The sequence below is a fragment of the Roseateles sp. GW835-FHT13E02 genome (genome assembly GCF_058794035.1).
Genome location: NZ_JBXAGJ010000016.1, coordinates 1 through 22521 on the forward strand (window position 1 = coordinate 1; position 22521 = coordinate 22521).

Annotated in this window: 19 protein-coding genes and 1 pseudogene; 11 read left to right on the forward strand and 9 right to left on the reverse strand. The window is 67.6% G+C overall.

Translation table 11 applies throughout. The features are described 5' to 3' along the window. Nucleotides 1-230: 230 nt before the first annotated feature. A complete protein-coding gene (locus tag AC1Q6P_RS15900) occupies nucleotides 231-845 on the reverse strand; it encodes a hypothetical protein (protein ID WP_492665050.1) in 615 nt (204 codons plus the stop codon). Between the two features lie 448 nt (nucleotides 846-1293). Between AC1Q6P_RS15900 and AC1Q6P_RS15905 the strand changes: the two genes are divergently transcribed. The 3 genes from AC1Q6P_RS15905 (at nucleotide 1294) to AC1Q6P_RS15915 (ending at nucleotide 3883) form a co-directional block, all read left to right on the forward strand. Then, nucleotides 1294-1770 carry a BlaI/MecI/CopY family transcriptional regulator gene (locus tag AC1Q6P_RS15905; protein ID WP_492665051.1) on the forward strand — a complete coding sequence of 159 codons (477 nt, stop codon included), beginning with the start codon at nucleotides 1294-1296 and terminating at the stop codon, nucleotides 1768-1770. After that, nucleotides 1767-3044, forward strand: a complete 1278-nt coding sequence (locus tag AC1Q6P_RS15910) for a M56 family metallopeptidase (protein ID WP_492665052.1) — start codon at nucleotides 1767-1769, stop codon at nucleotides 3042-3044. Before AC1Q6P_RS15905 ends, AC1Q6P_RS15910 begins: the two co-directional genes overlap by 4 nt. A gap of 80 nt (nucleotides 3045-3124) precedes the next feature. Further along, on the forward strand, nucleotides 3125-3883 hold the full coding sequence (locus tag AC1Q6P_RS15915) for an SOS response-associated peptidase (protein ID WP_492665053.1): 759 nt from the start codon (nucleotides 3125-3127) through the stop codon (nucleotides 3881-3883). Between the two features lie 12 nt (nucleotides 3884-3895). On the opposite strand, the gene AC1Q6P_RS15920 is transcribed toward AC1Q6P_RS15915, so the two are convergent. The 3 genes from AC1Q6P_RS15920 to AC1Q6P_RS15930 all read right to left on the reverse strand — a co-directional run bounded on the left by AC1Q6P_RS15920 (nucleotide 3896) and on the right by AC1Q6P_RS15930 (nucleotide 8301). Further along, nucleotides 3896-4516 carry an IMPACT family protein gene (locus tag AC1Q6P_RS15920; RefSeq protein ID WP_171826633.1) on the reverse strand — a complete coding sequence of 207 codons (621 nt, stop codon included), beginning with the start codon at nucleotides 4514-4516 and terminating at the stop codon, nucleotides 3896-3898. Between the two features lie 47 nt (nucleotides 4517-4563). Next, a complete protein-coding gene (locus AC1Q6P_RS15925) occupies nucleotides 4564-5736 on the reverse strand; it encodes a hypothetical protein (protein WP_492665054.1) in 1173 nt (390 codons plus the stop codon). 96 nt (nucleotides 5737-5832) lie between these two features. Further along, nucleotides 5833-8301: a hypothetical protein gene (locus AC1Q6P_RS15930; protein ID WP_492665055.1), complete on the reverse strand. Its 2469-nt coding sequence runs from the start codon at nucleotides 8299-8301 to the stop codon at nucleotides 5833-5835. 242 nt (nucleotides 8302-8543) lie between these two features. On the opposite strand from AC1Q6P_RS15930, the gene AC1Q6P_RS15935 reads away from it, so the two are divergent. After that, nucleotides 8544-9221, forward strand: coding sequence for a response regulator (locus AC1Q6P_RS15935; RefSeq protein WP_271007532.1), 678 nt, complete (start codon nucleotides 8544-8546; stop codon nucleotides 9219-9221). On the opposite strand, the gene AC1Q6P_RS15940 is transcribed toward AC1Q6P_RS15935, so the two are convergent. After that, nucleotides 9145-11490, reverse strand: coding sequence for an ATP-binding protein (locus AC1Q6P_RS15940; RefSeq protein WP_492665056.1), 2346 nt, complete (start codon nucleotides 11488-11490; stop codon nucleotides 9145-9147). The two genes, AC1Q6P_RS15935 and AC1Q6P_RS15940, sit on opposite strands and share 77 nt — an antisense overlap. Nucleotides 11491-11607: 117 nt before the next feature. On the opposite strand from AC1Q6P_RS15940, the gene AC1Q6P_RS15945 reads away from it, so the two are divergent. The 7 genes from AC1Q6P_RS15945 to AC1Q6P_RS15975 all read left to right on the forward strand — a co-directional run bounded on the left by AC1Q6P_RS15945 (nucleotide 11608) and on the right by AC1Q6P_RS15975 (nucleotide 19279). Beyond that, entirely contained in the window at nucleotides 11608-12882 is a 1275-nt protein-coding gene (locus AC1Q6P_RS15945) for a cyclic di-GMP phosphodiesterase (RefSeq protein ID WP_102769016.1), read from the forward strand. After that, nucleotides 12879-15674: a response regulator gene (locus AC1Q6P_RS15950; RefSeq protein ID WP_492665057.1), complete on the forward strand. Its 2796-nt coding sequence runs from the start codon at nucleotides 12879-12881 to the stop codon at nucleotides 15672-15674. The genes AC1Q6P_RS15945 and AC1Q6P_RS15950 overlap by 4 nt, the downstream gene beginning before the upstream one ends. Before the next feature lie 200 nt (nucleotides 15675-15874). Then, nucleotides 15875-16294 carry a DUF6249 domain-containing protein gene (locus tag AC1Q6P_RS15955; RefSeq protein ID WP_102769018.1) on the forward strand — a complete coding sequence of 140 codons (420 nt, stop codon included), beginning with the start codon at nucleotides 15875-15877 and terminating at the stop codon, nucleotides 16292-16294. 15 nt (nucleotides 16295-16309) lie between these two features. Further along, entirely contained in the window at nucleotides 16310-16939 is a 630-nt protein-coding gene (locus AC1Q6P_RS15960; RefSeq protein ID WP_492665058.1) for an RNA polymerase sigma factor, read from the forward strand. Further along, nucleotides 16936-17370, forward strand: coding sequence for a hypothetical protein (locus tag AC1Q6P_RS15965; protein ID WP_492665059.1), 435 nt, complete (start codon nucleotides 16936-16938; stop codon nucleotides 17368-17370). The genes AC1Q6P_RS15960 and AC1Q6P_RS15965 overlap by 4 nt, the downstream gene beginning before the upstream one ends. Before the next feature lie 48 nt (nucleotides 17371-17418). Further along, nucleotides 17419-18555: a tRNA guanosine(34) transglycosylase Tgt gene (gene tgt / locus AC1Q6P_RS15970; protein ID WP_102769021.1), complete on the forward strand. Its 1137-nt coding sequence runs from the start codon at nucleotides 17419-17421 to the stop codon at nucleotides 18553-18555. Nucleotides 18556-18559: 4 nt separating this feature from the next. Then, on the forward strand, nucleotides 18560-19279 hold the full coding sequence (locus AC1Q6P_RS15975; RefSeq protein ID WP_492665060.1) for a UPF0149 family protein: 720 nt from the start codon (nucleotides 18560-18562) through the stop codon (nucleotides 19277-19279). Nucleotides 19280-19313: 34 nt separating this feature from the next. Here the strand turns inward: AC1Q6P_RS15975 and AC1Q6P_RS15980 are convergent, their stop codons facing one another. The 4 genes and pseudogenes from AC1Q6P_RS15980 to AC1Q6P_RS15995 form a co-directional block, all read right to left on the reverse strand. Continuing rightward, the gene (locus tag AC1Q6P_RS15980) at nucleotides 19314-19904 is read right to left on the reverse strand and encodes a malonic semialdehyde reductase (RefSeq protein ID WP_102769023.1); all 591 of its coding nucleotides are present in this window, start codon (nucleotides 19902-19904) and stop codon (nucleotides 19314-19316) included. 115 nt (nucleotides 19905-20019) lie between these two features. Further along, nucleotides 20020-20616: an NAD(P)H-dependent oxidoreductase gene (locus tag AC1Q6P_RS15985; RefSeq protein ID WP_102769024.1), complete on the reverse strand. Its 597-nt coding sequence runs from the start codon at nucleotides 20614-20616 to the stop codon at nucleotides 20020-20022. An 81-nt stretch (nucleotides 20617-20697) separates the two neighbouring features. Next, on the reverse strand, nucleotides 20698-21153 hold the full coding sequence (locus tag AC1Q6P_RS15990; RefSeq protein ID WP_492665061.1) for a MerR family transcriptional regulator: 456 nt from the start codon (nucleotides 21151-21153) through the stop codon (nucleotides 20698-20700). 29 nt (nucleotides 21154-21182) lie between these two features. After that, nucleotides 21183-22496 (reverse strand): annotated as a pseudogene (locus tag AC1Q6P_RS15995) (MFS transporter); the annotation flags it as partial. Nucleotides 22497-22521 lie beyond the last annotated feature (25 nt).

Here is a 22521-nt window from a genome sequence, read left to right on the forward strand (position 1 = left end):
CATCGTCACCGCGCTGGTCAGGCCGCGACCGCCTGACTTAAACCAACAGGCCTCCTCGGAACCCGGGGCGATTCAGCTTGTGTCTCTGCTTCGGCACTGGCAGGAGAGCCGTGAGGGTCATGTCTTTAATTTGAAGAGAACAGTTGCGAGCCGCGAGGTCCAGGCCTGACCCCAACGCACCTCTCGCGACTTGACCTGACCGCCCCTAGCGCCTCTGCTTCAGCCTCCCCTTACCGCCAAGACCCACCCCCACCCAGCAGCTTGCCGATCACCAGCAAGGGCACGCCCACCAGCAGCAGGACGCCGTCGGCCGCCACCGTGACGGGGGATTTCAGCAGCTTCTCGGCGCTGCGGTTCTCCACGCCTGTGCCCCACAGCGTGATGTTGTAGGTGTTGTGCAGGGTGGTGATGTCCTCGGCGGGCACGGGGACGGGCGCGTAGCGTTTGCCGACGAAGGCCAGCTCGATCTGGCCATCGGGCTTCAAGCCGATGCGCGCACCTTCTTTCTCATCCTCGGCGTTGCGCAAGACGACCGAGAGCCCGATGGCGCAGCGCACCGTCTGATCGGGCTCGTACCTGCAATCGCTGTTTTGTGACCACAGCATGCGGGCGGCCAGCCGGCTGCGGATCAGCTCCGCCAGTCCCGGGATCTCCTGGAACACATAGTGGTACTGCTTGCCGATGAAGACCACATGCTTCTGATCCTTGGCAATCAGCACCGAGGACACCGATTCGTTGTAGTGCGGCGCCTGGTCCGGACGCCAGAGCTTGCGTGTCATGCAGCCGGACAGCAGGGTCAGGGAGAGAAGCAGGGCGGTGGTCTTTTGGAAGCGGCTGGAACGCATGGTGTGGGGTTGAGGGCCTGTTGTGGGTGTCGGCATTGCTGTTTCTGTTGCCGTCGAAGTTGTTCATCACGGTGACGACAACGAGAACGAAAACTCAGACGAAAACTCAGACGAAAAGGCCGGCAAGTCTGAGGCCCCGGGCCGCAGCGGCGGCTCCGTGAATTCCCCAGGGCTGCATGCAGATTGGGGCGCCGAGCCCGAAGCCAGGCGAGAGGGGCTGGCGGCTGCTGCACGCTCAGATGTGCGGGCAGCGCCCGAACTGGCTCGCGTGCCATCCCGGTTGATGGGTCTGAAGGCCGGGTGAGGGCGCGGGCTTGAGTCCACCCCATCAGGGTTTCCACCCGCTTGCTCATATCGACAACAAGCGTAAACATTGCTTCCGTTAACGCTTGTTGTCGATTGCGGTCGCGAGGCCGCGAAGTGCAGAGAAAAGGTAAAAGGCCAGACGATGGGATCGATCTCCGACGCGGAAAGCCGCATCTTGCAAGTGCTGTGGGCGCAGCCCGGTCTGCAGCCTTTGGCGGCTGAGGACATTGCCGCTGCGCTGGCGGCCCAGGCGGCCGAGGCGCCGGGTGAGGCCAGCGAGTGGCAGCTGGGCACGGTGAAGACCCTGCTGAACCGCTTGCTCAACAAGGGGGCGATCAGCGCCGAGCGGGACGGGCGGCGCTACCTTTACCGCCCCGTGCTGGAGCAGCAGGCCTGGGAGGGGCAGGAGTCGCTGGGTTTGCTGGACCGGCTGTTCCGCGGCCGGCTTTCGCCGCTGGTGGCGCATTTCTCGGCCCAGCGGCAGCTGAGCCCCGAGGATGTGCAGGCCTTGCGCGAACTGCTGGACCAGCAGCCGCCAACGGTCGCACCCGCACCCGGCGCCAAGGCCAAGCCAGCGAACGCTCGGACAGCGGCCAAACGGCGAGGTGGTGTGCGATGAACGGCTTCGTTATCTCTGTGCTGGGCGACGCCGATGCCGCGTCGGCCTTGGCCCTGCTGGGCCGGGTGAGCCTGGGCTTCAGTCTGGGCTTGCTTGGGGTGCTGCTCTTGCGCCGGCCGCTGCGTGCGTGGCTGGGCGCGCAGGGCCAGTACAGCCTCTGGGCCTTGCCGCCGCTGATGGCGCTGGCGCTGGCGGCTGCGCCCGGCCTGGCGGCTCAGGCCAGCGGGGCTGAGGCCTTGTTGCAGCTGCCCGCGGTGGTGATGGTGTTGCAGGCCTGGAGCGAGCCCGCGCGGGGCCTGTGGCAGGCGGCCGTGCAAGCCTGGTTGGCGGGCAGTGAGCCGGTCGCCGCGCCGGCCTTGCTGCTGGCTTGGGCTCTGGGCGTGCTGGGCCTGGGCCTGTGGGCTGGCGTGCAGCACCGGGTCTACCGGCGCCGGCTGCGGCCGGGCCCGGGCCTGTGGTGGGCGCCGGCGGGCAGCAGCCCGGCCTTGCTCGGCTGCTGGCGGCCGCGCCTGGTGCTGCCGCAGGACTTTGCCCAACGCTTCAGCGCCGAGGAACGAGAGCTGGTGCTGGCCCATGAGCAAGGCCACGCCGCCCGCCACGACAACGCGCTGCGTGCACTGGCCTGGGGCCTGGCGGCGCTGCAATGGTTCAACCCCCTGGTCTGGCTGGCCTTGCCCCGCCTGCGCCAGGACCAGGAACTGGCCTGCGATGCGCAGGTCTTGGCCAAGCGCCCCGAGGCTTGGCCGGTGTATGCCCAGGCCTTGCTCAAGGCCCAGGGCCTGTCTTCGGCAGTACCGCCTCTTGCCACGGCTTGGCAATCCACCCATCCCTTGATTGAAAGAATCGCCATGTTGAAGAAGATGAACCGTCTGAGCCCTGCCTCATCCACATCCTCACCCGCCTCCCACCTGCGTCGTCACGGCGGTCTGGCCCTGGCTTTGAGCCTGGCCGTTGCCAGCCTGGGCGTGTCGGCGGCGTTGTCGACAGGTGGCCAGACCGAGGCCCCGCAGGACACTGCGGCCAAGCCAGAGAGCGCCAAAACCTACTGCCACCAGATGGCGCGCCCGGAAATCCCCGAGCTGAACATCCGCGGCGAATTCGTCCTGACGGCGCGCTTCAGCATCGATGCCTCGAACCAGGTGAAGGTGCTGAGCCTGCAAGGCGACGAGCGCCTGCAGCCCGCCGTGCGCCGCGCCATCGAGTCCTACCAATGCAGCACGGGCAAGAAGAAGTTGGTGGAGGCCATGCAGGAGTTCCGCTTCCGCTTCGATTGATTCGCGGCGGGGGCGGGCGAGCTGCGGCCCGCGACCAGCGGCCCGCCGTGGCTGGCCCCTTTCGCTACAGTCACCCCACCATGTGCAATCTCTACAACGTCAGCCCCAAGGAAGAGGTCGAGCGGCACTTCCGCGTGGTCGTGAAAGCCGGCGGGGCGGGCGAAGAGTCCTACCCGCAGGCGCCGGTGGGCCCATTCGGGCGAGGCCTGTTCATTCGCGCGGAGCCGCGTGCCGGCGATGGCAATGAACAAGCCCGGGAGGCCGTGATCGGCCAGTGGGGCATGGTGCCGCCTCGTTCCAAGCAGCCGCGACCGGCGGGGCGGGCGATTCTGACGAACAACGCGCGCATCGAATCGGTGGCCGAGCGGCCCACCTATCGCGATGCTTGGCTGAGCGGCCGGCGCTGTTTGATCCCGGCGCAGAGCTACCAGGAGCCCAACTGGGAGACTGGCAGCAACATCTGGTGGCCGCTGCGCCGCGCCGATGGTCTGCCCTGGGCGCTGGCCGGCATCTGGTCGGAGTGGCAGCACCCCGAGACGGGCGAGTTGATCCCCAACTATTCGATGCTGACGCTCAACTGCGACGCACACCCGCTGCTCAATCGCCTGCACAAGCCCGACCCGGCCCTACCGCCGGACGCGCAGGACAAGCGCGCCGTGATGACGATACGGCCCGAGGACTGGCAGGCCTGGCTGCGCGGCTCGGTCAGCGAGGCACAGGCCTTGCTGGCGGCCGAGCGCCTGCCGGCGCCGGAGGCGTTTGATCTGGGCCCGGCCGAACAGACCGACGCGCTACTGGCGCGCTTGCGCAAAGGGCCGCCGCAGGGCAGCCTGTTCTGAGCAGGACAAGGCTCAAGCCTCGTCCGCCCCCTCATCCTTGAGCCAGCCGATGCGCCCCTGGCCCGACTCCTGCAGCCGCGCCAGCAGGGGCGCCACGGCTGGCACAGGCAAGGCAAAGCGGAACTCGACCTGGCTGCCATGCTGCACGCCCAGCAGCTCGGCGCCGGCGCCTTCGATCTCGCGGCGCAGCAGGCCTTCGAAGGCATAGGGCACGGTGCAGCGCAGAGTGTGCAGCGCGACGCGCGGCACTTTCTCGGCCTGCAGCAGGGCCTGGGCCACGCTGTCGGTGTAGGCGCGCACCAGGCCGCCGGCGCCGAGCTTGGTGCCGCCCCAGTAGCGCACCACGGTGGCCAGCACGCCCTCCAGATCCTGGTGGCGCATCACCTCCAGCATGGGCCGCCCGGCCGTGCCGCTGGGCTCGCCATCGTCCACCGCTGCCGACTGGCCGCCGGCCAGCAGGGCCCAGCACACATGCACAGCGGTGGGGTGCAGAGCGCGAAGTTCCTGCACCCGCGCCAGCGCCGCCTCGCGCCCGCTGCAGGGCTCGACGCAGCCGATGAAACGGCTCTTCTTGATGATCAGCTCGCTGTGGACGGCCTGGGCGATGGAGAAGCTCGATGCAGGAGAGGACATGGGCGCGATTGTCCCCGAGCCCCCGGGGGCCTGCCGGGGCCTGAGCTTCAGAAGGGCTGATGCCAGGCCAGGCTCACTTCGCGCGCCCGGGCGCCGGCGCCGGGCCGGTCACCACCCAGGGCCATCTGCCAGTGCGTGCCCTGAAGGCGCAGGCTGAGGCGGCGCTCGTGCGCGGCCCAGTGCAGGCCCCAGCGTTGCAAGCCCAGGCTCTGGCTCCAGCCCTGCGGGGCTGCGGCCCAGTCCATGCCCAGCTCGGGCAGCAGCGGGCCGTAGCCCTGCAGCCGGATCAGGCGCAGCTGGGCGCGGCCCCAGCCGGTCTCGCCCTGGGCCCGCAGGGTCCAGCGCTGGCGCGCCTGCTGGCGGTAGGCGGTCTGGCTGTAGCGGCCGCTGAGCATGGGTTTGTAGATCAGGTAGCCGTCTTCGTCATAACTTTGGGTTTGCGTGGAGAGCTGCAGCCACTCCTGCGGCATTTGGCGCCAGCGCAGCTGGCCCAGGTTCTCGCCTCGCAGAGACAGGCACCAGGGCTGGACACCGGCCTGGCACCAGCCCAGCTCCGCCTGGGCCAGCAGGCCCCAGCCCTGGCGCGGGGGATCCTGCTGGAAGGGAAAGCGCAGCGTGTCCTGCACGCGCAGGCCTTGCAGATCGAAGGCATAGCTTTGTGAAGACGTCTGGTAACGGGCCGTGCCGTGGATCTCGGTCTCGCGCAGGCGGCGCAGCTGCAGGGCTTGCAGCTCCAGCTGGCCCTGCCAGCCTTGGCTGCCCAGGCTGGCTTCGCCCCAACGCCGCGCCAGGGCCAGCCCGAGGCCCGAGAAGCCGCGGTAGCTGAGGTCGACGCGGTAGTCCTGATCCTGGCCGGGCTTGCGGCGTTCGATCAGGCCCTGGGCCAGCTGCAGGCCCGAGGCGCCGGCCACGATGCTGGCGCTCTGGCGCCCCAGGGCGCTCAAGCGCCAGGGGCCTTGGTTCCAGGCCAGGCGGATCTCGTTCTCCTCGTACGCGAGGTTGTCACCCGCGCGGGGTTGCAGCGCGGGCGCGCCTTCGCGGCCCATCTGGCTGAGGCGGGTGGCATCGTTGAAGTGCTCGCTGCTGAGGCTGAGGCTCAGGCCGGCGCTCGAGCCCTGGGCAAGTGCGGCACTGCTGGCCAGCAAGAGCCAGGCGGCCCGCCAGGCGCGGTTCAGGGTGAGAGGTGCTGAGCGAGCGGTGAAGGGGAGTGGAGCGGGCATGTGGCTGCTTCCTGGGCGCACAAAAGAACACGGGGGCATGATGCCCCCGTTGTGGCGGGGCGCAGCCAGGGCTGGCCCCGAGGTGGTGGTTCAGGCTCAGTTGAGCGACCAGAACTCGCCGTTGGTGAAGGTGATGCGGCCATTGTCCAGATCGATCACACCGATCTTGACATCGCCCTTCTTCAGGTCGAGCACGCTTTGCTTGCCGTCGGTGGCGAAGTTCAGGCCCGAGGTGGCCTCGCTGAGCTTGAAGCTCGCTTTGCCGTCGCTGGTGGCCTGGCTGGCGCTCAGGTTGATGACCAGGGTCTCGACCTTGTCCTTGTTCAGCACCTTGTACTGGCCGTCCAGCTTGGCGTCGTTGGCGCCGCTCCAGGCCGAGCCGCCCAGGCCCAAGTTGAGCTTGAGCTGCGGACGCTGGTCGGCGGTGAGGCTGCCTTCCAGGGCCAGGTTGACCTTGAAGTTGTTGGTGGCGGACTTGGGCAGGGTGTTGTCGTACTGGGCGTAGCCGGTCTGGCTGGCGCTGATCTTGCCTGCGAAGAAGCTGGGCTGGGCCTTGCCGTCATCGCCCTTGTTGCGCACGGCGCCGCTGAGCAGGGCCTCGCTGGGCATGACCGAGGTGCCGCTCTTGTCGCTGATCAGCTGGGAGACCTTGAACTGACCTTCGATCTCGGCCTTGGGCGTGCCTGCCAGCAGCTGCAGATTGAAGCCGCCCATTTCGCGCGCTTGCGAGCCGTCGGCGACGACCACGCTCTGCAGCTGGCTGCCGGTCAGGATGGAGAGCTCGCTGTCCAGGCTGCCGGCGCCGTCTTTGTAGATGGCCAGCTTGCCCTCGACGTTGACGGTCTCCACATCCCCCTTCTTGGCGGTGGCCGGCACGATCACATTGCGGCTGCCCTTGAGGGTGAAGCTGGCCTTGCCGTTGGGGTTGTAGAGGATGTCGGCCGAGCTCTTGGGTGCCGACACCTCGTCCTTGAACTTGGCCGGCAGCTCGCCCTGGATCTCAAAGCTCTTGATGCGCAGGGCTTCGACCGTCACCTTGACCGTGCCGCTGAAGTCCACGGCCGGTTGGGATTGCAGGTCGTAGACCTTGAAGGCCTGGCCGGTGGAGCAGAAGTTGGTGTCCTTGCAGACGATGGCCTGGGCGCGTGCGCTGTAGCTGTACTCGCCGGCATTGCTGCCGGGTGTGATGAAGAGGCGATGGCGCACATGGGCCAGCACGTACTTTCCGCCCTGGTTGACATCGTTGAAGGCGGTCACGCCATAGCGCACCGAGCAGCCCAGGAAGCGGGCGTTGTCGGCCGATGTGGCGGCCACCGTGCGGGCCTCGTCCTGGTAGATGGTGCAGCCCACGGCATTGAGCTGGGCCGGACCCCCGGGCACCTCACCGTACAGACCGCCGCCGTTGTTGGGGCCCAGACCTTCCTTGTAGTCGATCAGACCCTGGATACCGCCCAGCAGGGCCGAGCTGGTGTGGGTGGCCAGCATGACCGGGGCCTCCACGCTGTCCAGCGCGGCGCCGAAGCGTTCGGCCTCCTTCTGCAGTGCGCCGGTGGTGGCGCCCGCATCGGGCTTGACCAGGGCCTGGGCTGAGCTGCGCAGCTCGTCGAAGAGCTTGCGCGCGGCGGCCACGTCACCACTGTTGCTGATCGGGGCCGGCTTGCCGTCGCCCTTGAGGTTGCCCAGGGCTACGTTGACGATCTTGTCGTCGACCTTGCCCTGGTTCAGCTCGGGCGTGGTGACGACCTTGTTCACCGCTTCGACCAGCTTGTCGGCGACATTGACGCCGCCCACGGTGCCCGGCTTGGTCGAATCGATCTTGGCGGATTCGGCCAGCTTCTGCACCACGCAGCGCACGCGCTCGCCGGCCTGGGTCTGGTCGGCGCAGCCGAGGGCGCCGTCCTTGGCCAGCTGGGCCACCGAGGTCAGCATGACGGCCAGCTTCTTCTCTTCGTCGGTGCTGGCGTTGGCGATGTCGGTGGGCTTCACCTTGGCCGGATCGAAGCCCAGCATCTGCACCACATTTGACTGCGCCTGGTCCTTGTTGGCCACGGTCAGGCCGCCACTGGCCTTCTCGGCGGCGGCGGTGGCCATTTCAGTGAAGGGGGTGATGTTGAGGTCGGTCTTGGTGACGCTGGCGCTGGCGGCCACCACGGCGCGCAAGGCGAAGCTGGCGGGCAGGGCCTGGGCTTGGCCGGTGATTTCATCCTTCTGCGTGGTGCTGCCATCGGCCTTGGCGCTGATGCGGATCACGTAGAGCTTGCCGGGCGTGGTGGGCACGCTGAGCGTGTACTTGCCGTCTTGATCGGTCTCGGTTTCCTTGAGCACGGTGGCGAGGTCGGCCTGGCCGTCGTCCTTGACCGGGTGGGCGCGCACGATGGCCTTGGCCAGCAAGCCCTTGGAGGCCACGCCGCTGACTTCCACCGGAGTGGGCGCAGGTGCCGGTGCGGGGGCTGGCGCCGGTGCGGGCGCAGGTGCAGGGGCTGGATCAGAACCGCCGCCGCCGCCGCAGGCGGAGAGCAGGCTGGCGGCCAGCAATGCGGCCAGGGTGGGATGCGGAGCTTTCATGGGTCGGGCCTTTGGTTGCAGCTGCAAACGAGACGGAATGACAGGGCCGCCGGCGGTGCGGGCCGCTCATGCGCCCGCGCCGAGGCGAGGCGGCCTGCAGCGGAGCGGATGCTAGAACCGTCTCAGCGGGCACACCATCGTCCATTTGGCCGAGGTGTGGGTTTTTGCCGAAAAGTCTGGCGAGCTGCCTCGTGGCGCGCGCCGAGCTGGCCTGTCATGGGCCGCTGACATAATTTCCGCTCATGAACATCGCCTTGGTTGATGACCATACCCTGCTGAGGGAGGGGCTGGTGGCCCTGTTGTCACAGGCGCACCCGCAGATGCAATGCCTGCAGTACGCCAGCCTGGGCGCCTTGCTGACCGGGCTCGAGTCTCAGGGGGCGCCCGATCTGGTGCTGCTCGATCTGGGGCTGCCCGATGCACAAGGCCTCGATGCGCTGCAGCGCTTGCGCGAAGCGCTGGAATGGGTGCCGGTGATCGTGGTGTCGGCAGACGAGCGCCCGGCCACGGTGCTGGCCTGCCTGGAGGGCGGCGCGGCCGGCTTCATCCCCAAGACGGCGCATTTCGAGCTGCTCTGGTCGCAGCTCTCGGCGGCGCTGGAGGGGCGCATTGCCCTGCCGGCCAGTTTTCGGCTGCAGAGTGAGGAGCTGGGCGAAACCCCGCATTTTTCGGATCGCCAGCAGGAGGTGCTGGGCCTGCTCTTGCGCGGCCTCAGCAACAAGTCGATTGCGCGGCGGCTGGAGATGTCGGAATCCACCGTCAAGACCCATCTGGCCGTGATCTTTCGCAAGCTCAATGTGAGCCGTCGCGCCGAGGCCATGGTGGTGGCGGCCCGGCTGGGCTTCAGGTTGCCGGCTTGGTCGGCAGAACCGGCGCTGTTGTCGTCTGCGACAGCAAGGCTTGCAACACCTGCGGGCTGAAGGGCTTTTGCAACGTCGGCCATGCGGCGCTGCGCAGGATGGCGCCCGAGGCAGGGTCCAGGTCGGCGGTCATCAGGGCCAGGCGGCTGGGCCCGCCGAGGCTGGCGATGCGTTGCAGCAGCGTTTCACCCTTCATGCCGGGCAGGCGATGGTCGGCCAGCACCCAGTCGGGGGCCGGGTCGGGCGGCGCCGGCCATTGCGCCCACAAGGCCTCGGCGGTGTCGAAGCTGCAGACGCAGTGCCCCCAGGCTTCCAGCTGTTGGGACAATGCCTGCTGAAGCTCCACATCGTCCTCCACCAGCCAGATGGTTTGCGGCGCCACGGCCGGGCTCTTGTCGGCCTCGCTGGGGCCGCTGGGCGCGGGCGCCGCGGAGGCTTCGCTGGGCGCTTCGCAGAGCGGCAGCAGCACGCTGAAGCAGCTGCCGCGGCCCGGCGCTGAACGCAGCTGCAGCGAATGGCCCAGGCGGCGCAGCGCCTGGTCGACGATGGCCAGGCCAAGACCGCTGCCATGCTGTCGGCTGCGCGCGGGGTTGCCCAGCTGCACAAAGGGTTCAAAGATGCGCTGCTGCGCTTCGGGCGGGATGCCAGGCCCGCTGTCGCGCACCTGCAGGCAGAGCTGGGCGCCCCGCCGGCGCGCGACCACCATCACTGAGCCCTGGCTTGTGTGCGTGATGGCATTGCTGACCAGATTGCGCAGCACTTGCTCCAGCAGCAGCGGTTCAGAACGCACCCACAAGGCGCAGGGCCGCACGCGCAGACGCAGGCCGCGCTCGCGCGCCAGCGGGCCGGCGTGCACCAAAACCGCATCCAGCAGGGGCTGCAATCGCAGCGGCGTGGTTTGCACGGGCCGGTCCTGTTGATCGAGGCGCGAATGATCGAGCAGGCCTTTGAGCAGGCGCTCAAGCCCGCGCACGCCTTCGCCGGCTTGGTCGAGCAGCTGGCGCAGCCGCGGTTCCTGGGTCTGGAGTCGCGCCATGCCCACCAGCAGGCCCAGGGCGGTGACGGGCTGGCGCAGGTCGTGGCTGGCGGCGTCCAGCAGCCGGCTCTTGGCCAGATGGGCGGCTTGCAGCTGGGCGGTGCGCTCGGCCACCTGGCGCTCCAGTTCGGCCTGCTGGCGCTCGCTCTGGCGCAAAGCCACCACCAATCGCTCCGCCAGCAAAGTGGCGAAGGCGATCATGGCCAGAGGCTGGATCCAGGGCATGGAGTAGGCATGCATGACGCTGAGCCGGCCCTGACCGACCAGATAGTCGAACACGGCTGCCCCCATCATCAGCAGCATCGCCCCCGCCAGGGCCAGTCGGCGCCAGCCGCCGACGCGGAAGGCGCGCAGCCCCACCAAGCCCAGGGCCGGCAGGCCCAGCAGCAGCACCACGGGATAGGCCCAGCTGCGCCAGGTTTCCAGGGCGCCCAGCCACGAGGCCAGCACCCCTCCCAACAGCAAGGGCCAGGCGGTCCAGCGCAGGCTGTGGCGGTACCAGGGCAGGGCGCGTTCGGACCAGGCGAGGGCAAAGCGACCGAGAAGCTGGATGCTCGCCACCTGGGCCAGGTAGAAAAACAGGTCCAGGGCTTGCACCCAGGCGAGCGGCAGGCTCAGGCCGTACACGCTGTTGCGCAGCGAGGTGAGCAGGCACAGCCAGGCGAACAGGCCCAGGCTGCGTTCGTGGCGACGCTCCATCCACACCAGCAAAAGCAGCAGCGAGAAGCCGGCAGCCAGCATATTGATCCACTGCGGCAGCTGGGCTTCGCGCCAGCGCATCCACTGGTAGCCGGGCTCCAGCTCGGCAGCGGGGCCGATCCAAAGGTCGGAGAGGCCGGCGCGACGCTGGTAGTACAGCTCCAGCACGAGTTCGTTGGGCCCCGGTCGCAGCAGGGCGCTGGGCAGCTCCAGCCAGGTTTGGGCCGGGGAGGCATGCAGGCGCATGGCCTCCGAATCGGCTTGCTCGTGCACCACGGCGCCGTTGAGCAGCACGCGATGCAGCCGGCTCAGGCGCTCGGCGCGCAGCGCCCAGGCCTGGCCATGCGGGGGCGCCTGGTCCAGCGTGAAGTGCAAGCGGTAGCGCCCCTGCCCTCGGGCGGGCAGACCGCGTTGGCGCCAGGTGTCGGGCAGGCTGATCTCTTGCTCAAGCGGCGCCAGCTCATGCGAAAACTGGGCTTGGCGCAGGTTCAGGCGCTCCTGGCCCTGCGCGTGGGAGATTTGCCCAAACAGGACGAAGAGGATCAACAGGCTGGGCCAGAGCTGGCACCCGCGCAAAACGAGGCGTGGGAACATGGAGTCATTGTCCCGTGATCGATCCTGGCCGGACTTGGGGGTGATCCTGGGGGGCAGCGCTTGAAGGAGGCTTCGGCGGCCCCAAGCCCTTGGGAACATGCTTAAATCATCTCCGCCATGTCTGCATCAGAAAACGAACATCGCATCTCCGTTGATCAGTTGCGTGTGGGCGTTTACGTCTACCTGGATGTGGGTTGGATGGAGCATCCCTTCAACTTCAACAACTTCAAGATCAAGACCGAAGAGCAGCTGCAGACCATTCGCAGCCTGGGCCTGGCCAGCGTGCGCTGGGCGCCGTCCCTGAGCGATGTGAAGCCTTTGCCCAAGAGTGAGCAGCCCCCGGCCGCCCCCACTGCGGAGGAACTGGCCCGCCAGGCCGAGCTGGCCGCCTTGATGGCGGCCAAGCAGCAGCGCATCCGGCAGATGGCCGAACACCGCGAGAAGATCGAGCGGGTGGAGCGTGCCTTTGCCAATGCCGCCGGGGTCATCAAGGGCATCAACAAGACCATTTACTCCCAGCCCCAGCAGGCGCTCAGTGACACCACCGAGCTGATCGGCGGCATCGTTGACGAGATGCTGGCAGCGCCGGACCTGGCCATTCAGGTGATGGGCGACAAGCCCGGCAATGAGGATGTCTATCTGCACTCGCTCAATGTGGCCGTGCTGGCCATGGTGTTGGGCAAGGAGATGAGCATGCCGGCCGAGCTGGTCAAGATGGTGGGCATGGCCGCGGTGTTCCACGACATCGGGCTCAATGACATTCCCGAGAACATCATGCGCAAGGCCGGGCCCTTGAGCAAATTCGAGCGCGAGGCGCGCGAGCTGCACTGTCAGTACGGCCTGGACCTGGCGAAGAAGATCGGCCTGTCCAATGTGCTGTGCAACATCATCCATCAGCACCACGAGGCGTATGACGGCAGCGGCTACCCGAAGAAGCTGGTGGCTGAGGCGATCGATCCCTTGGCGCGCCTGGTGGCGGTGATCAACACCTACGACAACCTCTGCAACGCGCCCCATATTGCCCACTCGCTGACGCCGCATGAGGCCTTGTCCCAGATGTTTGCCCAGCAGCGCAGCCGATTTGACCCGCGCTTTTTGCAGGCCTTCATCAAGTTCATGGGCGTGTACCCGCCGGGCACCATCGTGGGTCTGTCCAATGATGTGATCGGCCTGGTGATTCGCGTCAACGCCGCGCGGCCGCTCAAACCCACCGTCATCACCTACGACGCGGGCGTTCCGAAAAGCGAGGCCATGATGCTGGACCTCAACGAAGAGGGCGATGTCCACATCAGCAAGGCCTACCGCCCCAGCCAGCTGCCGGCGGCGGTGTACGAATACCTGGCACCGCGCAAACGCGTCAATTACTACTTTGACGGGGGCAAGCCCACATGAGCTGGGACCCTGCCACTCTGGATCGCGTCATGTGCGACCAGAGCTCCGAGATGCTCTTGGTGGTGGACCCCAAGTCGCTCCAGATCATCGCGGCCAATCGGCAGGCTGAAGTCACCCTGGGCTACGAGGCCACCCCGCTGGTCGGCCGCGCCATCACCGAGGTGGAGAGCAGCCTGGCCGATATCTTCTACTGGGAAGATGTGCGCGTGGGCGGGGGCAGTGATATCGACAACGCCGAGTCCATGTACATCTGCGGCGATGGGGTGGCGCTGCCGGTGATCAAGTCAATCCGCCGCCTGCGTGGCGATGTTGAAGACGTCTTGGTACTGCGGGTGCGGGACGGTGCCAGCCTGAAGCGCGGCGAGGCCCAGTTGGCGGCGCTGTCGGGTCAGTTGCAGGCCACCTTGGAGTCGATCTGGGAAGGCGTTTTGGTGCTCGATTCGGCCGGCCATATCGTCAATATGAACCGCCGCTTCAGCGCCATGTGGGAGATCCCCGAGGCGGTGCTGCTGCAAGACAGCGAAGCCATCATCGCCTTCCTGATGGAGCAGCTGAGTACGCCGTGGCAGCTGCAAGACGACTTCACGGCCTTCAGCCAACAGGTCGGCCTGGATTCGCAAGCGGGCTGTGAAATCACCAAGCTCAAGAGCGGCCGCTTGTTCGAGCGTCGCGTCCGCCCGCAGATGGATCGTGGCGAGGTGATCGGCCTGGTCTACAGCTTCCATGACATCAGCGATTTTGTGCACGCCCGCCAGGAGGCCGAGGAAGCCTCGCGCTCCAAGAGCCGCTTTCTGGCCAATATGAGCCACGAGATCCGCACGCCCATGAATGCGATCCTGGGCCTGCTCAAGCTGCTTCAGCGCACCGAACTCAGCACGCGCCAGCGCGACTACGCCAGCAAGACCGAGGGCGCGGCTCGTTCGCTCTTGGGGCTGCTCAACGACATTCTCGATTTCTCCAAGGTCGAAGCCGGCAAGCTGACGCTGGATCCGCAGCCGCATGCCCTGACGCAGATCTTCCGCGACTTGTCGGTGATCCTGGCTGCCAATGTGGGCGCCAAGCCGGTGGATCTGCTGTTCGATCTGGACCCGCAGTTGCCGCCCTTGCTGCACGTGGATGGCTTGCGCCTGTTGCAGGTGCTGATCAATCTGGCCGGCAATGCGCTCAAGTTCACCTCAAGCGGTGAGGTGGTGGTCGGCGTTCAGCTCATGCAGCGCCTGGAGGATGCGGTGCGGCTGGAGTTCACGGTGACGGACACCGGCATCGGCATCGCGCCAGAGCACCACGCCAAGATTTTTTCGGGCTTCAGCCAGGCGGAAGCATCCACCACGCGCAAGTTCGGTGGCACGGGCCTGGGGCTTGCCATCAGCCTGCGCCTGCTGGAGCTGATGGGCGGCCAGATCACGCTGGAAAGCGCCCTGGGGCGAGGCAGTCGTTTCAGCTTTCAACTCGACTTGCCGGTGGTGCAGGGCGAGGCTGACGGCGCCCAAGCCCCGGCACCGGCGAGCCAGGGGCTGGTCTTGTTGATCGACGACAACGCCCGTGCCCGCGAGCTGCTGAGCCGCATGTTGATGGCTGAAGGCTGGCAGGTGGTGGCGACAGCCAGCGTGGCCGAGGCGCAGGCCTGGATGGCGGCGGCGCCCGATGGTTTGGCGCTGAACCTGGTGCTGGCGGATGCACGGCTGCCGGGTGAGGACGTTTGGGCCTGCCTGGCGCAGCTGCGTGCCCGGCCCGGCTGGGCCGAGCTGCCCCTGGTGATGAGTGGCACGCCGCTGCAGCTGGAGGCGCTGACACCGGCCGAGCAGGCGTTGCTGAAGGCCTTCCTGGTCAAACCCCTGATGGCGGTCGCCTTGCGTGAGGCGCTCTGTCCCGCCACGGCCCCGCCCTCAGACGGCCAGCACGACGGGGAGGGCGCCGCTGCAAACGCCGGGGCGGCGCCGCTGGCAGGCATCCGCCTGCTCGTGGTGGAGGACAACCTCAACAACCAGCAGGTCGCGCGTGAACTGCTCGAGGATGCCGGCGCCTCGGTCCGCCTGGCCTCGAATGGGCAGGAGGCAGTGGACATCATGCGGGCCGATGCGGGCGCGGTGGACCTCTTGCTGATGGATGTGCAGATGCCTGTCATGGATGGCTACACGGCCACCCGCATCTTGCGCGAGGAGCTGGGCCTGCGTCTGCCCATCGTGGCCATGACGGCCAATGCCATGGCTTCGGACCGCGAAGAATGCCTGGCCGCGGGCATGGATGAGCATGTGGGCAAGCCCTTTGATCTGGACCGGCTGGTGCGTCTGATCCAGAAGCTGGGCCGGCCCACCGGGCGCAGCTCGGACGGTTCGATTGAAAGCGCAGCAGAGGGCGTTGCAGAAACAGCAAAGTTTGCCTTTCCCACCTTGCTGGTGCCCGGGCCTTTGCTGGAGCAAGCCCTGGCCGATGGCATTGAGATCCAGCTGGCCATGGACCGTTTCATGGGCAAATTGCCGAGGTATCAGAAGAGCGTGGCGAGCTTTTCCCGGTCCGCCGCCGAGTTGCCTGCGCAGATCGAGGCGGCGCTGCAAGCCCGCGATTGGCCCGCGGCCCAGTTGCAGGTTCACGCCAGCAAAGGCATGGCGGCCATCTTGGGCGCTGAGCGCCTGGCTCAAATGCTGGCCGAGGGTGAAGCGCGGCTGGAACAAGGCGAGGCGCCAGACGCCGTCTGGTTGGCCGCCTTGCCCGCGCAGCTGCAGGGCACGGTCGCCGCCTTGACGGCGCTGGCCGATGCCTTGAAGGCCGTCGCGTCGGGTGGCGAGAAGTAGCGCAGCGGCTTCGGGGCAGACTGCGCCCATCGCCCATCGCACATAGGCCTCGAATGCCAGGCGCTCGACCTGGCATGCCCAAACTATTTGGCGCTGGATGAATCCAAACACCGCCGTCCGCGCATCCAAGCCTGCGTCCCGATCAGTTTTCTCTTCTTGATCGCCCGAGCATTCCCCCAACCTCTGCAGGAGCAGCGCCCATGGACTTCCTCAATATGCGTCACGTCCTTCCCTTCCTGGTGCCCATCATGGCGCTGATGATTCCCATCGTGGCCATCATCATGGGCATCCAGGCCAAGATGCGGCGCGAGCAGCTGCTGCACGAGACCCTGCGCCAGCTGGCCGACAAGGGCCAGCCTCTGCCGCCGGAACTCTTGAATCAGCTCTCCGGTGATGGCCAGGCGAGCCTTGATGCCCAGCGGCGACGCACAAACGGCGGCCTGCAAGCGGGCGCGATCAATGTGGCCGCCGGTCTCGGCTTGGCGGTGATGTTCTACCTGATGAACCCAGGCAGTTGGCTCTGGGCCATCGGCTGCCTGCCGGGCTTCATCGGCATCGCTTTGCTGATCGTATGGCGGGTGGAGACGCGCGGCCAGAAGGATGCTCAGGCGAAGGTTTGAGATCAGGCTCCGCGCATGGATGACGAGGCCTTCAGTCGCGAGGATGCACAAGACGCCCAGGACCGCCTCTGGGTGCGCCAGGTCCAGCAGCACGACGACCGTGCCGCCTTTGCCTGCCTGCTGCGGCGCCACCAGGGCATGGTGCGCGCCCTGCTGCGCCGCCTGACCCGGGGCGATGCGGCGCGTGCCGATGAGCTGGCGCAGGAGGCGTTCTTGCAGGCCTATCGGGCGCTGCCCGGTTTTCGCGGCGAGGCGCGCTTTCGCAGCTGGCTCTACCGCATCGCCTGCAACTGCTTTTTGCAGCAGCAGCGCCTGGGCGCGAGCGAGCTGGCGCAGCGCAGCGAGAGCTTGGCGGATGACGATGGGGCTTGGCAGGGCGAGACCGAGGCTGATGCACAGGCCGAGCTGCCGCAGCAGGTGGCTCTGCGCCTGGACCTGGGCCGGGCGCTGGCGCGGCTGAGCGCGCCGGAGCAGGAGGCCATCGTGCATTGCTATCTGGCCGAGCTCTCGCACAGCGAGGCGGCGGCCCTGCTGGGCTGGCCGCTGGGCACGCTCAAGACCCATGTGCTGCGTGGCAAGATCAAGCTCAAGGAATATCTGCAGGCCTGGGCGCCACACGCGACTGAAGAAGAGGTGTTGCCATGACCCCAACCCCGCCATCGATGCAAACCAGCGAGCGGCTGGACGCTGCCGACGAGGCCTGGCTGGACGGCCTGCTGCGCGAGGCCGCGGCCGATCTGGCCCAGGAGGCCGCGGCGCTGAGCGAAGACGCCGGTTTCAGCGCCGCGGTGCTGGCCGCCTTGCCGGCTGCCTTGCCGGCGCCGCGTGCTGCGGCGAGCGCGGTGCCCCAGCCTTCAGCCGCGGCCCGCCTGCTGGCCTGGCTGATGCCTCTGGCCCTGGGCCTGGCCGCGGCGGCCTTGCTCTGGCTGCTGCCCGAGGGCCTGCACGCCTGGGGCTCGCCCGAGGCCTTGAGCGTCAAGGGCCTGGAGCGCTGGCTGCCGCCGCTGGCGCTGGCGGTCTGGCTGGCCTGGGGCTCGACCCAGCAGGCCCTGGGCCGCTGGGATGGCGGTGTCTGAGGCGCTGCCCCCACCCCGGCGGCCACGCCTGCTGCGACAATCGCGCCCATGCTGAAGTTCGAACTCCTCAAGACCGAAGGCCACGCCCGCCGTGGCCAGATGACGCTCAACCACGGGGTCGTGCAAACGCCGATCTTCATGCCGGTGGGCACCTATGGCACAGTCAAGGGCGTGATGCCGCGCTCGCTCGAGGAGATGGGCGCCCAGATCATCCTCGGCAACACCTTCCACCTGTGGATGCGCCCGGGCCTGGACATCATGAAACAGTTCGGCGGGCTGCATCAGTTCGAGAGCTGGAACAAACCCATCCTGACCGACAGCGGCGGTTTCCAGGTCTGGAGCCTGGGCGAGATGCGCAAGATCAGCGAAGAGGGCGTCAAGTTCGCCTCGCCGGTCAACGGCGACAAGCTCTTCCTGACGCCCGAGATCTCGATGCAGATCCAGACGGTGCTCAATTCCGACATCGTCATGCAGTTCGACGAGTGCACGCCCTACGAAACCAAGGGCCACATCACCACCGAGCTGGAAGCCCGCAAGAGCATGGAGATGAGCTTGCGCTGGGCCAAGCGCTGCCAGGATGAGTTCGCCCGCCTGGAGAACCCCAATGCGCTCTTCGGCATCGTCCAGGGCGGCATGTTCGAGAACTTGCGTGACCATTCCCTGGCCGGCCTGGCCGAGCTGGATCTGCCGGGCTATGCCATCGGCGGCCTGTCGGTGGGCGAGCCCAAGGCCGATATGCAGCGCGTGCTGGCCCATATCGGCCACCAGCTGCCTGCGCAAAAGCCGCGTTATCTGATGGGCGTGGGCACGCCGGAAGACCTGATCGAAGGCGTCAGCCGCGGCATCGACATGTTCGATTGCGTCATGCCTACCCGCAATGCGCGCAACGGCCATCTGTTCACCCGCTTCGGTGACCTGCGCCTGCGCAACGCCCGCTACAAGACCGACGAGCGGCCGGTGGACGAGACCTGCACCTGCTACACCTGCAAGACCTTCAGCCGCGCCTACCTGCACCACCTGGACCGCTGCGGCGAGATGCTGGGCCCCATGCTGACCAGCATTCACAACCTGCACTACTACCTGAACCTGATGCAGGAAGCGCGCGACGCGCTGGACCTGCCCGGCGAGGGCGGCTTCGCCGCCTTCCAGGCCAAGTTCGCGGCCGACCGCGCCCGAGGGGTCTAGCACGGTGTTCGTCGGCAAGGCGCTCAATGTCGAGCTGGGCTGGTCGCTGGACGACATCGCCCTGCTGGAAGAGGCCTTGTTTGCCGAAGACGCCGGCCTCGACCAGCCCATGCAGGCGCCCATGATCGATGGCTTCATCTGCGCCCTGGTCAGCGGCCCCGTGCCCATCACCCCCGAGCAGGCCATGGCCTGGGTTCTGGATGCCGAGCAAGGTGTGCAGCAGCCCACTTTTGCCGACCCGCATCTGCACGCCCGACTGCAGGCCCTGCTGCTCAAGCAATGGCAGGCCACGGCCGCAGCGCTGCGCGAGCCCGATCGCCCGGTTTACCAGCCGCTGTTCGGCTGCACCGAGGGCGAGGACGGCCGGCCTCTGGTGATCCTGGATGACTGGTGCCGTGGCTACCTCTGCGGCATCGAGCTCGCTGCGCTCGCCTGGCAGCCGCTGCTGCAGGCTCACCCGGACTGGTTCAGCACCTTGCAGCTCTACGGCAGCGAGGCCGGCTGGCGGCGCCTGGAGCAGCAGCCGCCCAGCGAGGCCGCGCACGATGCGGCCGCCGCCGGCCTGGCCCAGCAGGCGCGGCGGATCCAGCGCTACTGGCAGGCGCAGCGCGATGCGGCCGAGGCCGCAGCAATGGCCGGGATGGCAGACCGGGCCGCCAGTGGTGCGGCGCTCTGCCCCTGCGGCAGCGGCCGCCCCTACCCGCTCTGCCACGGCGCGAACTGAGCCGGCGCCTGGCTGCGGATCTGCTCTTCGTTTTTCAGAGCACCTGCGCCACCTGCTCGAAGCCCAGGCGCGGGCCGCGCGGGTAGTTGCCGGCCGGGTCGCCGTAGCCCAGGTTGATCAGGAACTGCGATTGAAAACGGCCGTCGGGGAAGAACTCGGCGTTGACCTTGGCATTGTCAAAGCCGGCCATGGGGCCGCAGTCCAGGCCCAGCAGGCGAGCGGCGATGATGAAGTAGGCGCCTTGCAGGTGCGAGTCGCGGCTGGCGGTGCCGGCGGCCATGGCGGCATTGCCGGCAAACATGTCACGCGCACCGGGCACGGCCGGGAACTGGGTCGGCAGGTGTTCGAAGAACTGGCTGTCAGCGGCCACGATCACGGTCACGGGCGCGGCCAGGGTCTTGGCCAGATTGCCGGCGGCCAGGGCCGGCGCCAGGCGCTGCTTGGCCTCGGGGCTGCGCACGAAGACATAGCGCACCGGCTGGCCATTCATGGCCGTGGGCCCCCACTGGGCCAGCTCGACCACCTGCTGCAGCAGGGCATCGCTGACCGGCTCCGGGCGGAAGGTGTTGAAGGTGCGGGCTTGGCGGAAGGCCTGGTCCAGGACCTGGCTGTCGATGTGGCTCATGCGCGGGCTCCAGTGCAGTGGTGGTATGCGCTGAACTGTAGGGCGCTTCGAGGCCGCGATCGGCGCGCTGGCTTGAAGTCAGGCTTCAATCCGATTGAACGCTGCAGCGCCGCCCTCACCGGCCTTGTCGGCCCAGGTCCGCAGCCTGTTCCAGCCATTGGGCCCGCTGCTCCGGTGTGCTCTTGATCACGGGCGCAAAGCTGCTGATGCGAATCGGCGCGATACCGCAAAAACCCAGCACGGCGTTCTTCATCATGCGGTGGGCCGGGGCCCCCTGGAACCATCGGAAGTACCAGGCGGGCGTGTCCATGCAGACCAGCAGGCGGGCGCTGCGGCCTTTCAACAGTTGTTCGGGCAGGCTCTGGCTGCCGTCGTAGCGGAAGGCGAAGCCGGGCAGCAGCAGTCGGTCCAGCAGGCCCTTGAACAAGGCTGGCACCGAGCCCCACCAGACGGGGTAGGCCAACACCAGGTGTTCGGCCTCCAGGATCTGCCGCTGCAGCTGCTGCAGATCGGGCTCCAGCACTTGCGGGTTCGCGTAGCCGCCGCGCAGATCGGGCTCGAAGCGCAGCGCATGCAGATGCACCAGCTGAACGGCATGACCAGCCGTGCTGGCGGCCTCGGCATAGCGCTCGGCCAGGGCCTGGCTGAGGCTGGCGGGTTTGGGGTTGGCGTTGAGGACGAGGATGCGGCGGGGCGGGTGGATGGAGGACATCGGCGGATGGGTGTCGACAAGGGACTGCAGCTGGGCGCGAACGCGAGGCCGCCAGTGTCCTGTCTGCCCCTAGGGGCAGAGTCAAGTGCTGCCGGATCGCGCGTCCTGGGCTGAAGGTTGGGGCTGCTCCGTGCTCCCCTTCGTGCAAAGCGCCGTGAGCAGCCGTGGGTCACTCAAGGCGGCAATGCAGCGGTCCAGCGTGCCGGCCCGTGCTTGCAGCTCATGGATCTGCTGGTCCAGCTGCCGGCGTTTGTCGCGCAGCGCCGGCAGCGCAGTGTCGGGGTTCAGGGCCTGCGTCAGCGGCACTTCGGCCGCCATGGCCTGGAGTTCATGCAGCTTGAAGCCCAAGGCCTGGGCTTCGCGGATCAGCCGCACCACGTTCAGATGCACGGCGCTGTAGACCCGGTACTTGCCCTCGCGTGCCGGTGCGGGCAGCAGGCCCATTGCTTCGTACAGGCGCAGCGCGCGCGGTGTGGCTCCGCTGAGCCGGGCCAGGGCGCCGATGCGCAGAGCGGGCGTGTCGCCGGCGATGTTCACAGGGCGCCCGGGGCGCGCTGGAACAATCCCACGAAGCGCTGCAGATACTCCGGCACGCGGATGAAGACGTAGAGGCTGACGGCCAGATTTGCCAGGCCCACGGTCAGGAAGAGCTCGGGGATGCTGAAGCCGGCGGCGCTGAGCAGCAGGCCGGCGCCCAGGGAGCTGGCAATCATGAACAGGGCGTTGAGGATGTTGTTGGCGGCGATGATGCGGGCGCGGTAGGCCGGCTGCGAGCGCAGCTGGATCAGCGCGTACATGGGCACGCTGTAGAGGCCGGTGAACAGGGCCAGCAGGCCCAGATCGGCCATCACCCGCCAGTGCGCGGGCTGGGCGAAGAAGACCGCCAGGCCCTCAAGTGCCGCCTTGGCCGGCAGGCTGCGCGAGGCGAAGTACAGGTCCACCGAGAACAGCGTCATGCCGATGGCGCCGACCGGCACCAGGCCGATCTCGACCGCGCGGCGCGAGAGCAGCTCGCACAGCAGGGAGCCGATGCCGATGCCGACCGAGAACATCACCAGCAAGGCGGTGGCCACTTGCGCGTCGCCATGCAGCACCTCCTTGGCAAAGGCCGGGAAGTTGCTCAGATAGACGGCGCCGAAGAACCACATCCAGGAGATGCCCAGCAGGGAGCGGAACACCACCGGCTCTTCATGCGCGAGCTTGAGGTTGCGCCAGGTCTCGGTGAAGGGGTTCCAGTTGATGGTGAGGCCGGGGTCGGTGGGCGGCGAGGCGGGGATGTAATGCGCCAGCCAGCGGCCGAGCACGGCGGTCAGCAGGCAGGCGATGGCCACGTACTGCGCGCCCACGCCGGGCAGGGCGATCAAGAGGCCGCCCAGCACCTGGCCCAGCAGGATGGCGACAAAGGTGCCCATCTCGACCATGCCGTTGCCTCCCAGCAGCTCGCGCTCGCTGAGCTGCTGCGGCAGGTAGGCGTATTTGACCGGGCCGAACAGGGTGGAGTGCAAGCCCATCAAGAGCACGCAGGCCAGCAGCACTGGCACATGGCTGGCCAGATAGCCCCAGGCGGCCAGGGCCATGATGGCGATCTCCACCGACTTGACCCAGCGCATCAGCCGCGCCTTGTCCAGCTTGTCGGCCAGCTGCCCGCTGGTGGCCGAGAACAGCACATAGGGCAGGATGAAGAGTGCGTTGACCACCAGCCCGGCCTGCGATGCCGGCAGCCAGGCCAGCTGCAGCTGGTAGGTGATCAGGATGATCAGCGGGAACTTGAAGAGGTTGTCATTGCCGGCATTGAGGAACTGCACCCAGAAATAGGGCGCGAAGCGGCGTTGGCGCAGCAGCGCGAACTGGCTGCTGTGCGTCGAATCGGCTTGGGACATGGGGGGCGGTTCCGGCGTGTGGGGT